Origin of the sequence: Saccharicrinis sp. 156, from assembly GCF_050589685.1 — a bacterium.
Taxonomy (GTDB): Bacteria; Bacteroidota; Bacteroidia; order Bacteroidales; family Marinilabiliaceae; genus Saccharicrinis.
The window spans coordinates 170670-188280 of the sequence record NZ_JBNGOS010000009.1 but is presented as its reverse complement, the minus strand read 5'-3'; the positions used below and the strand labels follow the sequence as shown (position 1 = coordinate 188280).

Below are 17611 nucleotides of genomic sequence, written 5' to 3'. Positions count from 1 at the left end.
CACCCAAGTTAAAAAAGAAAGTCAGCAATAGCAAGGGATACGGAGGGTGTCCCACAAAAAGTGCGGAAGTCAAGAAACAATATCCCCCTTTTTTTACAAGCATTTTATTCAACTCAAAAATCTGGTAATTACTAACATTGTCTTATAAAAAACAACAACCGAACAACTACACAAGCCGCTTCTATATTTTAATAAAAACGCAGCGCCTCCGTGTTTCTGTGTTCATTAGTCCTGTAATAATGAAAACATTAGCTACCATACTTTTATCTATCCTGTTTGTTATCACAGCATATGCCCAAAACAAACAAAAACAAAGTCCACCAGATTCGTGGCTTACTCCCTTATTAGCCGACAGCGCTAAATACATCCTCGAAAGCAAGGACAGCATTGTTTGGGGCTGTGCTCCTATTTACGATGACGAAGGAAAAGTGCATGTTTACTATTCTACTTGGGAGAAAGAGGGAAATTGGTTAATCCACAGCAAAATTGCCCATGCCGTTGCCGACCATCCCGAAGGCCCATATAAAAAGTTAGGGGTTATTATGGAGGGACGCCAAGGCATGTGGGATGCGCATACCATCCATAATCCAACTATTTATAGAGTCGATGGAAAGTATATGATGTTATATATTGGTAATGATACTACCCAACAAGACAATTGGCGCGACAGGGCCAAATCAGCCAATACACAGCGCGTAGGTATGGCCATTGCCGATAATCCTTATGGCCCTTGGAAACGTTTCGACAAACCTGTTATTGACGTTTCGCCCGACACCATGGCTTGGGATGGATATTGTACTGTAAACCCGGGCTTCTTGAAACATCCCAATGGTGAATATTGGATATACTACCGTAGTTGGGACCGCCGAAATGATGACCGCCGAAAAACAGGTGTAGCAATGGCTAAATCGCTGGAAGGCCCCTACGTAAAATACAAAAACAACCCGGTAATTGACTTTCCTGAACGAGGGGGACAAACCGAAGATCCCTACTTTTTTTATTACAAAAACAAATTCCATTGCTTGATCAGAGATATGGGCAACTACGACTGGTTAAGCGGACTCTACCTGGAATCGGAAGATGGTTTAAACTGGGGGCAATACTACCGAAGTCATCATAAAGGTGCCCATTATTTACCTTTACCTGAAAAAGCCCGTTACGAACGCGTGCAAGTTTTATTTAGAAATGGTGAACCTGAATATCTATATAACGCCGTGTTGCGCGAAGGTAGAAAGCACAGTGGAGCGGTGTTAAAAATTAATATGCCCGAAGTTGACAATCCTCTGCCTCCTGCCCCAGCCGGATATCAATGGATTAAAAATGAGAAGTTCTCGGATGAATTTAATGGCTCAGAATTAGATACAACACGTTGGCACCAACGCTCGCCATTCTGGAAACATGGTCGCCCACCGGCTACTTTCCGTGATTACAGCGTATCGGTACAAGATGGTTATATGCAAATCAAAAACTCGGTGTTAGAAGGAGATCCCAAGTACAATATTGCAGGTGGCGCTGTGGCATCCAAAGCCATGGATGCTCGCTTTGGATATTACGAATGCCGCATGAAAGCATCCAGCATCTCCATGTCATCAACTTTCTGGTTAAAAAACTTGCCAGAAAAAGATGGTTGTACCCGCAATCGCCAGGAACTGGATATTGTTGAGGTAGTTGGTAAACGTAAGACAGGTCACGACTTCACCAATATCTTGCATTCGAATACCCATTACCAGCTTTTTGATTGCCAAGGCAATAAGAACAGCAAATCAGTAGGTGGGAACTGCCCTATCGTTCCAGCCTCCAATGAAGCTTTTCATACCTATGGCTGTTGGTGGAAAGATGCCAATACGCTGTTGTTTTATTTGGATGGGGAATATAAGTTTACCATCAAACCGAGCACTGAGTTTAACGATAAGCCTTTTAACAGGCCAATGTACATGCATCTGGTAACTGAAACTTATAATTGGGAAAGTCCACCTACGGTTGAGGAACTAAATAACGATAAAATTAACACTACTTATTACGATTGGGTTCGTTCGTACAAACTGGTTCCAATAAAAACGAAAGCCGGTGAAGGACTAACCAAGCCGAAGAAGTTTTACAAGGACACGGTTGATTTCTCCATTGCACCAGTTCGCTTGAATAACAAATATCCACTCTCTGACCAAAAGAACAATGGCAAATGGAAGTTGCTTAAAGACTATTCTGATGAATTTTCTGACGATACTTTAGACATTAAAAAGTGGTACCCCAACAATCCAGGGTGGAAAGGTCGTAAACCAACCTATTTCCATGGTTCTAATGTGAGCTTGGAAGGTGGTGAGTTAATTATGCAAATTAATCAGCATGGCAATGAAAAATTACCTGACGGCTACACCCACTCTGCAGGTTTTATCAAGAGTAAAAAGAAAATTTTGTATGGATATGTCGAAGCTCGTTTGAAACCAATGAATGCGCCTTGGGTAACCGGATTCTGGATGACCAATGTAAGCAAAGATTGGTGGACTGAAATTGATATTTGCGAGAACTGCCCTGGAGTGGAAGATAATCGTCATGATTTGAATTCTAACATACACGTTTTTAAAGCACCTAAAGATAAAGGCGATGTTAAAAAACACTTCTCCAGAAACGAGAAATTTCACATTCCCTTTGAGCTTCAAAAAGATTATCACACCTGGGGATTGGAATGGGACAAGGATTATATTCGCTTTTATCTGGACGGAGTACTTTTTCGTGAGGCTGAAAATACGCATTGGCACCAGCCTTTGGAAATCAACCTAAATAACGAATCCAATAAATGGTTTGGAGCCTTGCCTGATGATACTCGTTTGAATGAGCTTTACAAAGTGGATTATGTAAGAGTTTGGACCACGCGACGGTAGCGGCCATGCGATGGCAGCAAAACCATGAATGGTAGCAGATTATTGATACATATCTTAAAACACGCTTAATACCAGTTTTAAATTACGTGGTGAGATTCAGCACTCCTCCATTAAAACGAGGAGTGCGTCGCCAAAGGCGAAGTGAGGTGGTTTAATACGTTTTAATTTCATTCAAAGAATCTTAAATAAATAAGTCATAATACACTCCGCATATTACTAATCAAAGGAAGTTAAGATTGTCCTCGACCTAAATTTTACCACCCTTTTGAACCCTATTTTATAACCGATACTTCGCTTACCTTAAGTTAATTTTATATCCTACAATCAGCAAAAATTAAATTTAGATAAATGAAGAAAGTATTTCTACTTTTGCTACTTGCATTTACCATAGCCATAAATGCGCAAACCAACCTACTGCCCGATGCAAGTTTTGAAACCGGAAGCATCACAGGATTAAACGATGATTATTACAATTATGCCGGTAAAACACTTTGGAGAGCCTGGCCTTTCATAGGTTTCGAAGCAGATACGGAAATAAAAAACAGTGGATCCCGCTCTTTAAAAGTGGTATTTCGTGATTATGGTTCAGGAACACCTACATTCCGAACTGAACAATATCCTGAACTGGAAACAGGTACTTACCAATTCTCATTTTACTACAAAACAGATATCGATCGTTCTGCATCCGAATTTAATGTTGATATTCGTTATGGAACCCAAACCGCTGGCACAACAAGTATTGGCATTTATGATGTTCAAATAAAAAGCGAGGCCAAAGATGGTTTTGTAAAAGCCATGGTTGAGTTTGAAACAGATGAAAACTTCACAACATTTGCCCCGTATATCAGGGTACCGTTCATTTCTGACGGAGCATTCTTTCATATTGACGATGTAATGTTAAACAAAGTTTCTACGGAGCCCAAGGCTACCATGCCTACCCCCGAACAGGGCGCCACAGGAATAGGTACTAATACCACTACTTTACAGTGGATAAACGGTGTAAATGCTGTAAAAAGAAATGTTTATCTGGGAACATCAGCCGGTAACCTTCAGCAAGTAGCTACCGAAATTACTACTACGTCCCACCAGCTAACTGATTTAGAAAATGAAACAGAATATTTTTGGCGGGTGGATGAGATGGATGCTTCTGGAACTATAACAACCGGTGACGCATGGAGTTTTACAACCCTCACATACTACGAGGAGAATATGGATCTTATACAAACGCAACGTGTTGAGTCCGATAATGTAATTAGCTGGAAACAGTTTGGTCCCGGAAACGCCGGTTTTGTTAACTTTCTGCGTTACCACCCTCTCCTACCCGATTTCTGCCTGACTTCGCCGGATATGCTTAACACTTATCAAACCGAAGACAACGGAAATACCTGGCATACCGTAAAAGATGTGGATGGCAAAGGGGATTTCTCTCGTTTGTACGATATGTTCTATTCTGCCAAAACCGAGAAATTTGCCATTGCCATTGAGAGCTCTAGATTATACATCAGTAACGATACGGCTCGCAGCTGGCAAGTGATAAAGGATTGTCCATGGTACACACACATGGATACCGATGGAAACGAAGGACGCTCATGGTATCGTAAAATTTCGGCAGTAGCTATCGACCCTCAGGATGACAATACCTGGTATGTGGGTGCAGGAAACTTTTGCCGTGGCCAGCAACAACTGTGGAGCACAGTAAGCTCCCCTACCTACGCTAATCCCCGTGGTAACGAAAACATATACAACAATATTAAATACCAGGGTAAAATCTGGAAAACAACCGATGCAGGAGAAACCTGGACTGAATTTACGAATGGATTTGATGAAAAAGCCCAGTTCTCAAGAATCATCATCCATCCCGAACATGATAATATGATTTTTGCCGGTTCGCAATATGGTTTATACAAGTCGACCGATGGAGGAACCTCATGGACAAATATTGGTGAGGGCAAACTGGATAACAACACCATTATGAACATGGATTACTACTACGACGCAGCATTGCACAGATTTGTGTTGTATGTAGCGGATCAAGTCCGTTATTATCCTGATGGACAATCCACCCGCTGCAATGGTGGTATCTTTAAATCAGAAGATAACGGAAATACATGGACCAACATCAATGGCAATTTAGGTCTGGATATTAACCAATTAACAGGCGGAGTTCCATACAATTACTATCAATATATTGCAAAATGGTTCGGCATAACCGTGAATGAAGCGCAAAGCACCTATCCAATTCTACCGACTGCTGCATTGCAATATTTCAACTCATTAAATATTGACCCGAGTGGAGAAGATGCCTTATATGTGGGTTTCTATGATGCGCAGGTTCAGAAATCAATTACACCCGGGCGTTTATGGAAAACAACAGATGGAGGTCAGACTTGGATTAACGTAGCTCGTGATTATGGTACTGCCTGGGAAGCAGACAAAGCCTACTGGGAAAGCAGAAACAACCCATACAATGACAACATGGAGGAAGGTCACCAGATCTCGAACCAACAGTGGAACCAGAACTATCCTTTACGTTCGTTAAGATATAGTGCAGTTAATGCACGCGGTGATGTCATGTTGCTGTATGCCCATAATACCTTCCGCAGTACCGATGGAGGAACTTCTTTCAAGCAGATTGACGAAACCTATACCAGCCATGGAAATATAATGCCTGCAGGAAACAGTAACCTTCCGGGCCAGTGCATCTGGCAAGACAAACGGTTGGGCGAAGATATTTTATATTGCGGTTCGGGTGAGCACCACTTGTGGAAAACCACAACCGACGGAACTGATGGCAAGCAGGCGGTGAAATACCTGAACGGTGCCCAAGAGAGCGTATTTGCGGGTGCAACCCATCCTTGGGACGAGAACACCGTTTATACCACCTCTATGCGTCAAAAAGATTTAGACAGGATTTATAAGTCTACGGACGGAGGAGAGACCTTTGTCGATTGGGGAAAAGCCACTGAAGCAGAAGAATGGATGAGAACAAACCATATTCGCATTGACCCTGTAAATCCTGACAACATGTACTTTGGAGTAACGGAAGTAGCTGGATCTGGCGGAGGAAGCGGAACCGATGGCCCGGATAAAGACAAAGAAGGTGGTTTCCATAAGTCCAGCGATGCCGGCAAAAACTTTGCCCCAAGCAACAGCGGAATGCCGGCCAAGGTTTGGGTACGAGATATTGAGTTCGACCCTAGAGACGATACCAGGGCATCCTTATTTGTTGCAGCCCCTTGGAACGAAGAGGTACAAATAGATGGAGGTTTATTCCATTCAACCAATAGAGGTTCCAGCTGGACCGAAGTTCATGTCTCCGATAAAATTGAAGGGGTCAACAATATAGCTTTCGACCATACAGGACGTTTATATGCTACCGCAGGAAGAAGGGCTGCTGCGGGTAATGCAGGAGGTTTGTTCTACAGCGACGATTACGGACAGAGCTGGACTCAAATTTTTGAGGCCGAATTTGTGGAAAACTTTGACATTTCTCCTTTCGACCGCAATGTGTTGGTTTTCTCAATGGGCGAATTGGCAACAAACCCCGGAGTATTTATCAGTTTGGACAGGGGAAAAACATGGACTAAAAGCAATCAAACAATAGGCACGCCTAATAAAATAACCCAGATAGAGTTTGACTTACACGACCCAAATACCCTTTGGCTTTCTGTAATGGGCAGTGGTTTTTATAAGGGCACTTTTACAGGTGGAGATAACACTCGTAAAATTACCGTTACTCCCGGTACTTCAAAAATAGAGATTAACGGCACGGTTCAACTACAGGTATCAGCACCTGAAATATCGGGCATATTAATGTATAAATCTGGCAATACAAGCGTGGCAACCATTTCGGAAGATGGTCTGGTGACCGGGGTAAAACAAGGTGCTGTTAAAATATGGGTTACTTCCGAGGATGGAAGATATTCTGACTTTGTTTATTTGGTTGTAAGCGGAACCGACATAGGTATCCGAAACCAAAGACATATTGATTTATCTGTTTATCCTAACCCGGCCAAAGAGCTTTTATTTGTCAAAGGTGATTTCACAGGGAATTTAGGAATGAGAATTTACGCCCCAAACGGAATTCTGGTGAAACAGATAAACTGCGGCAATTCTAATAGCATAGATATTTCAAACTTAAACCCTGGTTTATATTTCTACTTACTGGAAAACGGCGAAGGTGTTGCAACCGGGAAGTTTTTGAAGGAATAGTATCGAAAATTATTAATGTTGCAATTTTATAATCCTATAAGAGGTTGTCTCAAAGGTCAAAAATATTTTGACTTAACTTAAAAATTGTAAGCACCTTTTAAATGGCTCTTCCCTTTGCTCCTTAGGGTAAGGGGAAAGTACGCCGCCAAATGGAACGAAGGGACATCACAATTCAAGAATTTTTATGTACTTTGGGAGGCGGTGGGAAGGGGACTTATTAGCCTCCCAAACTACAATTCCTACTTTCTACTGTTAAGCAAAATACTTTTGAGAAAGCCCCAAACGAAAAAACCAATGGCTGTATCTAAGATTCAACATTAAACCCGCAATATGCATTAGAAAATCTATTACACATTGAAATTGTATCAAAACAAGACACTCCGCTGCTTCACTTCAACTCACCATAACGATGCTACCGAAAGTAATCGGGACAAGTGATGCCTCGTTTCAGTAATGCTTTGTTTTATTGTACTTGCAATGCTCATGACGAACCTCCAATACATAATCCGGGTTAAAAGGTGGTATTATGGGATGATTCAAAGACGAATTTAATTTTAAGCTAAAGTATTTTAAAAACGCGGAATCCATGTGTCTATGTGTTCATATTGTACTTCTCATGCTATGTAAATAATAATTGCCCGGATAAATTTAAAGGATCGTTAACCGGATTGGCGTTTTACTATGCTTGGAACGAGGAATCAAAAAACATGTTTCGGATATTGAAATGATCATACTTCCCTTGACGGATGTTGGTTTAGCAATGGACCGGGTTTTGTACTATCACTCCTGGGGCAACGGCAGCAAAGCGTGGAGCGGCAAAGTAAGCGACTTGTTCTACCATGTATACAAGAAAACCATTGATAAAAGATTTTGCTGATTACAGTTGGTACATGCCGAAAAAGATTAGGGGTTACGAACTGTCTGACCAAACCAAAGTTGGCTGCTTTCAATACAATTTTATATGCCCTTTATTCTGCCTATGAAATTTAAAAATGCTGTATCATCCAAGGTTCTGGATTCATTGGATTGCCGAATAAGCACCTCACCATCTTCGTTTTTAATATAAAATTTAAAGATAAAATCGGCATTTTCATCAATGCCCATTTTACCAAACCGAAGATCGGCCAGATAAAGCCCATTTTCATCTTCATTTACGTGATAATAACCTTTCGTAAACCGAATTAGCTTATTTATATGTTCGTTTTCTGCTATTGCATCAAGTTTGGCCTCGTTTCTGGGGATAAACAAAAAATCCGCAGGTATCCTTGAATCAAAGTTGGAATGCAATGCCATATAATATCCTGAATCTGATTCAGCCAATCCCATCCACAGAAAATTGCTTAGCGGCAAGGGCGTCGTTTTAAATCGTTCATACGTAATATGTTGTTTTGCAAAGGCTTCTTTAAAAACTGAATTAATATGCACTTTATTTCCTACGGTTCCCAACAAATACAACGAGGTAAGAATAATTGTGCTTGATATAAGCCTTCGCCTCAGCAAAGATTCTCTTCTTAAAAATGGAATTACAAGCAATACAAGGATAAACGGAAGCGTGTAAAAAATATCGACAATACCGATGGTTCCCAGTTCAACCCTGAAGTCTGAAAATGGCAATAAAGCGCCCGTACCGTAAGTGGTAAAATAGTCTAATATGGGATGTGTAAATACTGCCCAGAAGATTAGAATCGTCCATTCGCCCCTGGTGATGTTCATCTTTTTCCGGTGAAAACGATAAATAAGCCAACCCAGCACAGGAGCCAACAAAAAAGAAAAAATTAAGCTATGACTAAAGCCCCGGTGTACAAAAAGTCCGTCCACCTCACTAAAGAACGGAGTTATCAACACATCTAAATCTGGAATTAATCCGCCAACAGCACCCCAAAAAATGGCCTTGTTTCCTGCTTTTTTACCAAGAACAAGCTCTCCCACACCGGCCCCCAAAACGGTTTGTGTAACTAAATCCATAATTTTTAAAATTTAAGTTATTCTAAGTACTGTTTCTTAATCTAAACCTTTTTAAGTATTTTTTGTTCAACTTTAAAATGTATTACATTAAACACTTTGGTTGGCCGATTTGATAAAAAGCCATCTTCACTAACCACCTAATCTCTCTTTACAATGGAGATGTAAACAGTATCAACCTTTAAAACATTATATTATGCTTCGCATATTTAAAAAGAAATCAAAAATTGAAGTATTACAAAAGAAATACGAGCGCTTATTGAAAGAATCCTACCAATTATCTACGGTTAACCGAAAGGCCAGTGATGAAAAAGTAGCTGAGGCTAATGCCATTTTGAAAGAGATTGAACATCTGGAAACTGTCAAACGTAATTAATATGAAAACAATACTTATAGCAATTATGGGACTTTTCTTGATTAAAGGTGAAAAAACATTGTTCGACTTTGGCACGCCGGAAAATTCGGGAGATTGGAAGATCGTCAACGATGGGGTAATGGGAGGCTTATCTAAAAGCGATTGGGTTTTAAACCCGGATGGCACGGCCACATTCAAAGGAATTGTTTCCTTGGAAAACAATGGGGGATTTGCTTCTGTTCGAACGTTTGTGGCCCCATTGGATCGAGATCATTTTAAGGGGGTGAAGGTACGTGTGAAAGGTGACGGAAACTGGTATAATATTCGTTTTCGAACAGATCGGAATTTTGATGGCTATGCCTATCAGGCCAAAATAAAAACGGACAAAGGCAATTGGAAGGAGCATGCCATCCCTTTCGAAGATTTTAAACCAACTTTTAGAGGGAACACCTTGAAAAACAAGCCGGCATTAGAATCTAAAAACATTTCTCAAATAGGTATTCTTATTTCGGATAAGCAAGCCGGAAATTTTAAATTGATACTGGATTGGATAAAGTATTATAAATAACCTCACTATTAGCTTGAAATGCCAAACAACTGCCCTCGCCGGTTATCATGGCAGTTGAAAAAACGGAATATTTTATTCAATGGCCGCAATCCTGTTAATATCTGCGCCTTCAAGGTGCTTCAGCTGTTGCGGGTGAAAGTATAAATTAATCATGGCCCGTGATAATTTCGTGGTTGTAGTAACCGACTTCATGCGTTTCATCAGCGGGAAAAAAGGCCTGAAAATAAAATATAAAGTGTTGTACAATCCTGTTCGCGACTTTACTCCTCGCTCCGGTATAATTGCTCCGGGGCGAAAGGCATATGCATCCTTAAAACCCATGTTGAGAATCATATTTTCTGTTTTCCCTTTTACCCGGGCCCACATCAACCTCCCTTTTTCTGTACTGTCCGTGCCTGTTCCGGAAACATAGTTGAAAACCATGTTGGGATTGATTCCGTAGAGTTCAGAAGCAAGCGCTTTAGTGATGGCATATGTTAATTGGGTGTATTTCTCTTTGCTCATTCCTGCCGAGGATACCCCCATACAATGGCAACATACATCGTATCCTGCAAGTAGCTCTCTAATTGCAGTAAAGTCGTTAAAATCTTTATGAATTACTTCGTTTACCTTTGGATGCGTTATGCCCAGTGAATTTCTGTTAATGATCAAAACCTTCTCTACCCTTGGATCGTCGATACATTCAAGTAACAAACCTATCCCTATAATGCCGGTTGATCCTGTTATAATTGCTTTCATGAGTAATCTAATTTAATTCCTGTTTATAATAAATCGTTAGATTTTAGATAAGAGATAATTGACTTATTTTCAAGGCGCTGAAGACAAATCCATTCCCTCAAATATCGATTATTCCAAAACAAAGCTAAGTCAGGTACTAAAAAATGTTTAACGAATTGCTGTAATAACAAAACTAATCTAAAATTGGATTGGAACGTATACAATTTACTGAAATACTCATACATTTTACAGGTGACCAAAGAATATCCTCCAGGCTTGGTACTTTACCTCTAATACGCCGCTATTTTTTGGCAGAATATCGGTATAAAATACGTTGGCAAAATTTTTAATTTCGTATGGCGACTGCCATGGAATTTATAAAATGTTTGCAACGTATTTAATTTTTAAAGGTTATAAGAATCAAATTCTTTAATAGAAAATAACTTCTTATTTCTAATCTGTAATTCAATAAATATAATATTTACCGACGCATTCCTGTTTTGAATCTCAACTTTTCTAACATATGAAATTTTACCTGTAAAAATGCCAAAGAAATAATTATAAACCCTGAATATTGAAATAGGTACACTGTATTTTATTTTCTCTTTAAATGTTAACTCATCAATTATCAAGTTGTCTGGTCCTTTCTGCTTGTAATGGTTATATATGAAAAAATCTAGTTTATCACTACCTATAAATAATTGCGATAATCTGTAGCCAATGACAGAAAAGACAATTACCGAAATGAACAAATTAATTATTTCTAAATACTCCATTTATGCGATTGTGCTAAACGATTACAATTACTTATTAAGCATTATTGTTCCTTTATTTTTTCAATTTCGGATGCATGACAGTCAAATTTTTAATCAAAGATTCCAATGGTTTACGTTTTTCTTTCGAGATATTTCTATTGTCAGCATTTATTACAATTACTAAATCTAAGTCAGGTACTACATTTATGATTTGCCCTCCATTTCCAGGGATAAACCAAGAATTAAATCCGTATTCAGTTTTCACCATTTGCCATTGATAACAACTATATAAAGGATACCTTATTTCAATGTATGGTTCAAATATTTTGTCCATCCATTCTGACGAAACAATTTGTTTGTCATTCCATTTCCCTTTATTCAAATGTAGCAATCCATATTTCGCAATATCTCTAGATTTTAGTTTTAGTCCACCTCCAACATCATAAATTCCATTTTTTGAAAACCAATGATAATCTTTTATTCCAAGAGGTTTGAAAAGGCTTGTCTCAGTATACTCTGCCATATTTTGTCCTGTTGATACCTTTATTATCTCTCCAACGATGATATTGTTTGGTCCACTATAAGCATATTTAGTCCCAGGCATTGCCTCCATAGGTAATTCAATTGAGGCTTTAAATAGATTATCCACCTTATCCATTTTATAACCCATGTTATTGGGGTCGTTAACAGGTAAAGAAACTTCATCCCATTCAAATCCAGCTGTGTTTGTCAATAGATGCTGTATTGTGATTTTGTCTTTTAGCGTGTCATTGGATTGAGATGAATAGTCAGGAAAGAAGTCGAGCATTTTTTCATTTTCATCTTTAATTTTCCCTTGCTCTATGGCTATACCTGTCATAATCGCACTGAAACTTTTAGTTGTAGACGCTAAAAAATGTAAATGATTCTCATCCCAGTCATTATAATATTGTTCCACCAAAAGTTCATTTTTGTGAATAATCAACACACTATGCAGATGGCCGTACAGTCCACTACAAATATCTTTATTGACTGTCTGAAATGCATCAAAGTCAAAATGATGTTGCTCCAGTGTAGATACTATTAATCCGTCATTTTTGTCTAAAGGTGCTTGATAAGAGCAGTCTATTTTCTGTTTACAGCTTATAAGGCTTATAATAATAAGTAACCCTATTGATTTTTTCATATCGTAGAATTTTTCTTGATTTTAATAACACCTAATCGGGATAGAATAGCGGATTACTCCCCCTAAAACAAAACTAATCTAAAATTAGATTGAAACGTATACAATTTACTGAAATACTCATACATTTTACAGGTGACCAAAGAATATCCACCAGGCTTGGTACTTTACCTTCTCTACGCTGCTATTATTTGGCAGAATATCGGGGTCAGGCAGATTATCCTAATCGGTCGGGCTTTTGTCTTTGAGCCAGAAAATATCCAAATTGGTTTTATCTCTTGCCAATATTTCTTCATAGGTGAATTTCCACCACCGACCATCGGGATTTTCTTCACTCCAGGTTTCGGTAGGTTTGTGGCGGTTATCGGGATTGTAGCGCTTGACAAAGTCGGCTAAACCAGCCATCGTCATTTGCTTTTTCTTAAGCGTACGGTGTAGTTGGTACGGTAATCGTAAATCCACACATCTTTGGTTTGTGCTACTTTACTGGCAGGCTTATTATCGAAGAATAACACATTGGCTTTTACGCCATGCGCATAGATTAACCCCGTAGGTAAACGCAGGATGTGTGTAACATTGGTGGGGTGGTTCATTTTTGATCGTTATTGCAGAGAAAATTCATGAATTTTCTCTGCAATAATAAAAATATCAACAACCATGCACATCATCATAACCATAAAACCAACCGTATCAATCACCATTGTGATTGAATTTGTCCTCCTCCCATTTTTTGGGGTTGTTGATAATGTAATTTTTAATGCGTTGGTAGGATTTATCATCACGGATAATATGGTCGTGGTAATTGGGTTGCCAATTTTTATTGCCGGGTGTGTTGTTCAATAAATTAATATGTTTGGATGTTTGCATCTGTAATTTGCCCAATATTTTGGGGATTATCATTTTTCGCCGTTGTTTACGGTATTGTTTTGTTTCATCGGTGGTTGGTTTGTAATTGGGGTTGTTCCACCATGGTTGAATGGTTATTAATGGGGCGGGGGTCGGGGCGGGGGTCGGGGCGGGGGTCGATAGAGAAAATTCATGAATTTTCTCTACGTGACCATCACAATCCACGTGACCATTACCATTACCATTACCATTACCATTACCATTATCATTACCATTACCGTTACCATTATCATCACCATTATTACCCGTATATTTTTGGGTTAATTCAATCAATAAATGAATATGGTTGGGCATTATGACCCATTCATCCATAACAACACGATGATGATAATCAGGCATTTTAAATATTTCGTTTTTAACAATTTCACCATACATCGATAATAACATTTCACCATTTTTTATTTCACCCAAAAAACATTCCCTGTTGAATGTGCATATGGTTATGAAATAGTAACCTGGGGATGAATAATCCCAATATTTACAACGATTAGGTTCAATGCGATATTTACCGTTGAATTTTGTCATTTGTTTTTCTATGAATTTTCTCTGCGCCGCTAATGCCTCGTTTAATTCGTTAATAATGTGGTCCATCTCGATACCAAATAATTGTTGCATTCTGCCTCGTCTACCTTGCGCATCAAATGGTGTGTAATCTAAATCCTCTATTTCAATATAATAGTTTTTTTTCAACTTGCGAACAACTCTTCAACAATCCCATATCATAGGGGCTTGCATCTGCTTTGTGCTTTGTGAATAGCATCAATACCGGGCTATTGCGTTCTTAAATATTCGCACTTAACTGTATCTACTTTTTCAAATCGACTGACAACCTTCTCTACCTCCGACTGGCGTATACTGAACTCTATTTCGCACGACAAGTCAAACTTTTGATTTGTCATATTCAAGCCCTCATCTTTAACGATTTTCATAACATCGTTCATCACCAAATAATCGAACTTTATACTGTACATGTCGTTAACGGTTTTTTCTACAATTACGGCATTGTTTATGGCATCAGCCGTAGCCTCTTTATAAGCATGTATCAAGCCGGGAACGCCCAGTTTGGTCCCACCAAAATATCGGACGACCACCACTAGAATATTGGTCAGCTCCATCGACCTTAATTGGCCGTGAATAGGTTTGCCTGCGGTACCGGACGGTTCTCCGTCGTCATTGGCCCGATAGCGCAAACCGTCGGTTCCCAACTGCCAGGCAAAGCAGTGATGCCGTGCATCGTAGAATTCGTCCTTTAACTGGCGGACATGTTCTTTTATCTCTTCCTCGCTGTATACCGGATATGCATACGAAATAAACTTGCTTCCTTTCTCTTTGTATATTCCTTCAGAAGGCTTATCGATGGTTTTATAATTATCTATAATGTCGGCCATAATTTTTAGTAGAAGTGCAAATTTACAAAAAGATAATTAATACAATACCATTCGTAATGCAGCGGCAGGATAACAAGTTTATTTTTCGAAGTCAACCTACAAACCGCAAGCAAGGGGTAAGCCGTTCCACCCTTACGGCCTGAGGTCAGGGGAAAGCACGCCGACCAATGGAACGAAGGGACATCCCGATTCAAGAATCTTAATTACTTCGTGAGGCGGCGGGATGGGGGATACTCAAATATCTGCCTTACAAATCGTATATTCTATTGTTAAATAAAATACCTTTGATACGCTCCCAGTCTCTTGGGCCAAAGCTTACGGTGCAAAGATGCTATAATTAATTACCTTTTTTCTTTGTATTATTATAGTAACTATGCTGCAAGTTATATCCTGTAGAGGGAGTCTAATAATGTTTATATTTAAAGTGGGACTTACAGATTAAAAGCAGAGAGACTCAGTAATCCCCAACCCCGCATCTTTGATGCAGTACTTCATCTAGATTCGGAGCTCAGGGGAAGAGCCATTTGCTCTGCACTTACAAATCGCAGGTTTACAATTTTCATAAACTTAATTTCGGACACCCGGTATACCGCCCATCCGCTTTAGCCTTGCCATTAACGCTTAACTTCACCTTTATGGCTGGGCAGACAGGCAGGCAAAAAGACTCACGCCCCGCAAGCTAGGGAGATGCTTATCTTTGTTGATTTGTATAAGGTAAAAAACAGGTGAGGCTTAACCGTCATTTCAGACATGACACTAGTTGCACTGTAAGTGCCTAAAAGAAAAGGGATGCCCATATTGCATAAACATCCCTTTCGCCAATTAAACTCAACATTTCCTACATAGGATTATATACCAAGTCAATTTTTTGTTCTTGCGAATCCCCCTTGTTTGTTCTTAGAATAAATTCTATTTTATTCTCATCGTTTAGCTCCCCAATAGATGACAAATCCATTAGATTGTACGATTTATAGGTGTAATACTGTGCGCTAACATCAGCTGATTCAGGATAATAGTTACGCAAATCCAAAATAACAGGTTCTCCCTCTTCTTGCTGTGTTTCGTCGTAACACAACGAAAAAATATGTTCCCCATCCTGCTGGTCATAATAAACTTGTATGTTTAAATAATCCCCGGCAATGTGGTAGTCTGTTAAGGTAATAAACCCGTCACCAATGGTATCCCTGCTGGTTTCATCCAAGGTTACAATATCCGAAAAATCTACATCATAGAATCCTTGCAGCTCTACTAAATGATCATATAAGATAGGTACTTCGGGTGTTTCTTCGATAATAAAACTAACAATTACCCTATCGTAAGGTTCCAGGTCAAGTTCAGAGTCATCAAACTCAACCACCTTGAGTTTCTCCCCGGTGTCAATATCCACATAATAGTATCCCCCATCGTTATATATGAATCCGTAGTACGTATAAATGGTCGGTGATGGCTCGCTTTCCTCCACGCAACTCATCATACCCATCAACATCACCAATAAAAATCCTATTTGCTTTAATTTCAATAATTTCATATTACTATGTATTTTACGTGTGTTATTTATTCTGTTTAAAAGTACTATTTCCCTTTATATATTCAATACTTGCTTGATTGATTTAATTGTGAAAGGTTGCGTGTAAAAGATAATATTTTGCTTTATTTTTATCCTCCATCATTTATACAATAAAGTATGCCATCTAAAAACAACAAGGCCGTTGACAATAGTGCTATTTACATTGGAAAAATTCCTGGCGAAGAAGCCTTATTGGCAGGCGATGAAATATACGAAGTCTTTCGGGTTGAGGATGGCCTTCCTTTATTTTTAGACGATCATCTGCATCGTTTGGAGGCCAGTTTCATAAAACTTGGTTTTAAGAATCATTTCCAGTATACGGAATTGAAAGATGCTGTAAAACAAATCATCCAACAGAACAAATTAGCCAATACCAATATTAAAATATCGTGCCTTATTGATAAAAAGGGGGCTTGTTCCAAATATATTTTTAGCCTACCTTCCATTTACCCTACCCCAGAAATGTATTCCAATGGAATACAAACCATTCTTTTGGAAGCTGAAAGAGTGGATCCGAACATCAAAAAGGGACACACCCAGGTTCGGGAAATGGCTAATTCAGAGATTAAAAAGGAACATGTTTTTGAAGCTTTGCTGGTAAACCACGACGGAAACATAACCGAAGGAAGTCGTTCTAACGTTTTCTTTATGGTTGGAGACACTATTTATACGGCACCTTCCCACATCGTACTTGAAGGAATAATGCGTATGAAAGTATTGGAGCTTATACAGGAGTTAGGTTATAAAATGAAACTTGAATGCCTACATGAGTCTCAACTTGCATCCATCGATGCCGCATTTATAACAGGCACCTCCCCCCGAATATTACCTATTAAGCGTATTGGTGGCCATATCATTGATGTTAAACACAAGATGATGAGGAACCTGATGACCAAACTAAATGAGAAGATAGCGGCCTATAAAATAAGTGCCGACACGCAATAAGCATCGGCACTTTTATCCTTGATTCTAATCTTAATTAAACCCTGATTACCGTATTAGAGGTGCGTAACGATTATTTAAACACCATAAAACAAGGAGTTGCCGAAACGAGGCACAGCCCCGTTCTGGAGAGTTGAAACAACTCAGTAAAACACCTTGTTTTGAAGTAGTTTAATTGCATAACAGGATATCCCATGC

The 17611-nt window shown here is 39.2% G+C and carries 14 protein-coding genes; 5 read left to right on the top strand and 9 right to left on the bottom strand.

What is annotated here, in order from left to right:
* Window positions 1-239: 239 nt before the first annotated feature.
* On the top strand, window positions 240-2879 hold the full coding sequence (locus ACRD64_RS07510; RefSeq protein WP_430932667.1) for a family 16 glycosylhydrolase: 2640 nt from the start codon (window positions 240-242) through the stop codon (window positions 2877-2879).
* A gap of 348 nt (window positions 2880-3227) precedes the next feature.
* Window positions 3228-7091: a VPS10 domain-containing protein gene (locus tag ACRD64_RS07505; RefSeq protein WP_430932665.1), complete on the top strand. Its 3864-nt coding sequence runs from the start codon at window positions 3228-3230 to the stop codon at window positions 7089-7091.
* Between the two features lie 957 nt (window positions 7092-8048).
* Here ACRD64_RS07505 and ACRD64_RS07500 read toward each other — a convergent pair.
* Window positions 8049-9056 carry a metal-dependent hydrolase gene (locus ACRD64_RS07500; protein WP_430932664.1) on the bottom strand — a complete coding sequence of 336 codons (1008 nt, stop codon included), beginning with the start codon at window positions 9054-9056 and terminating at the stop codon, window positions 8049-8051.
* Window positions 9057-9249: 193 nt separating this feature from the next.
* Between ACRD64_RS07500 and ACRD64_RS07495 the strand changes: the two genes are divergently transcribed.
* The gene (locus tag ACRD64_RS07495) at window positions 9250-9429 is read left to right on the top strand and encodes a Lacal_2735 family protein (protein WP_430932663.1); all 180 of its coding nucleotides are present in this window, start codon (window positions 9250-9252) and stop codon (window positions 9427-9429) included.
* A 1-nt stretch (window position 9430) separates the two neighbouring features.
* Window positions 9431-9976 (top strand): CIA30 family protein, encoded by a 546-nt coding sequence (locus tag ACRD64_RS07490; RefSeq protein WP_430932662.1) that lies wholly within the window; start codon window positions 9431-9433, stop codon window positions 9974-9976.
* A gap of 72 nt (window positions 9977-10048) precedes the next feature.
* On the opposite strand, the gene ACRD64_RS07485 is transcribed toward ACRD64_RS07490, so the two are convergent.
* The 8 genes from ACRD64_RS07485 to ACRD64_RS07450 all read right to left on the bottom strand — a co-directional run bounded on the left by ACRD64_RS07485 (window position 10049) and on the right by ACRD64_RS07450 (window position 16432).
* A complete protein-coding gene (locus ACRD64_RS07485) occupies window positions 10049-10714 on the bottom strand; it encodes an epimerase (RefSeq protein ID WP_430932661.1) in 666 nt (221 codons plus the stop codon).
* Between the two features lie 383 nt (window positions 10715-11097).
* On the bottom strand, window positions 11098-11469 hold the full coding sequence (locus ACRD64_RS07480; protein ID WP_430932660.1) for a hypothetical protein: 372 nt from the start codon (window positions 11467-11469) through the stop codon (window positions 11098-11100).
* Window positions 11470-11521: 52 nt separating this feature from the next.
* Window positions 11522-12613, bottom strand: coding sequence for a serine hydrolase domain-containing protein (locus ACRD64_RS07475; RefSeq protein WP_430932659.1), 1092 nt, complete (start codon window positions 12611-12613; stop codon window positions 11522-11524).
* A gap of 219 nt (window positions 12614-12832) precedes the next feature.
* Complete coding sequence (locus ACRD64_RS07470; protein ID WP_430932658.1) at window positions 12833-13015, bottom strand: hypothetical protein; 183 nt, start codon at window positions 13013-13015, stop codon at window positions 12833-12835.
* A 2-nt stretch (window positions 13016-13017) separates the two neighbouring features.
* The gene (locus tag ACRD64_RS07465; protein WP_430932657.1) at window positions 13018-13203 is read right to left on the bottom strand and encodes an N-6 DNA methylase; all 186 of its coding nucleotides are present in this window, start codon (window positions 13201-13203) and stop codon (window positions 13018-13020) included.
* A gap of 97 nt (window positions 13204-13300) precedes the next feature.
* Complete coding sequence (locus ACRD64_RS07460; protein ID WP_430932656.1) at window positions 13301-14206, bottom strand: type I restriction-modification enzyme R subunit C-terminal domain-containing protein; 906 nt, start codon at window positions 14204-14206, stop codon at window positions 13301-13303.
* Window positions 14207-14286: 80 nt separating this feature from the next.
* Window positions 14287-14904, bottom strand: a complete 618-nt coding sequence (locus ACRD64_RS07455; RefSeq protein ID WP_430932655.1) for an IMPACT family protein — start codon at window positions 14902-14904, stop codon at window positions 14287-14289.
* A gap of 838 nt (window positions 14905-15742) precedes the next feature.
* Complete coding sequence (locus ACRD64_RS07450; RefSeq protein ID WP_430932654.1) at window positions 15743-16432, bottom strand: hypothetical protein; 690 nt, start codon at window positions 16430-16432, stop codon at window positions 15743-15745.
* Between the two features lie 156 nt (window positions 16433-16588).
* Between ACRD64_RS07450 and ACRD64_RS07445 the strand changes: the two genes are divergently transcribed.
* The gene (locus tag ACRD64_RS07445; RefSeq protein WP_430932653.1) at window positions 16589-17416 is read left to right on the top strand and encodes an aminotransferase class IV; all 828 of its coding nucleotides are present in this window, start codon (window positions 16589-16591) and stop codon (window positions 17414-17416) included.
* The last annotated feature ends 195 nt before the right edge of the window (window positions 17417-17611 follow it).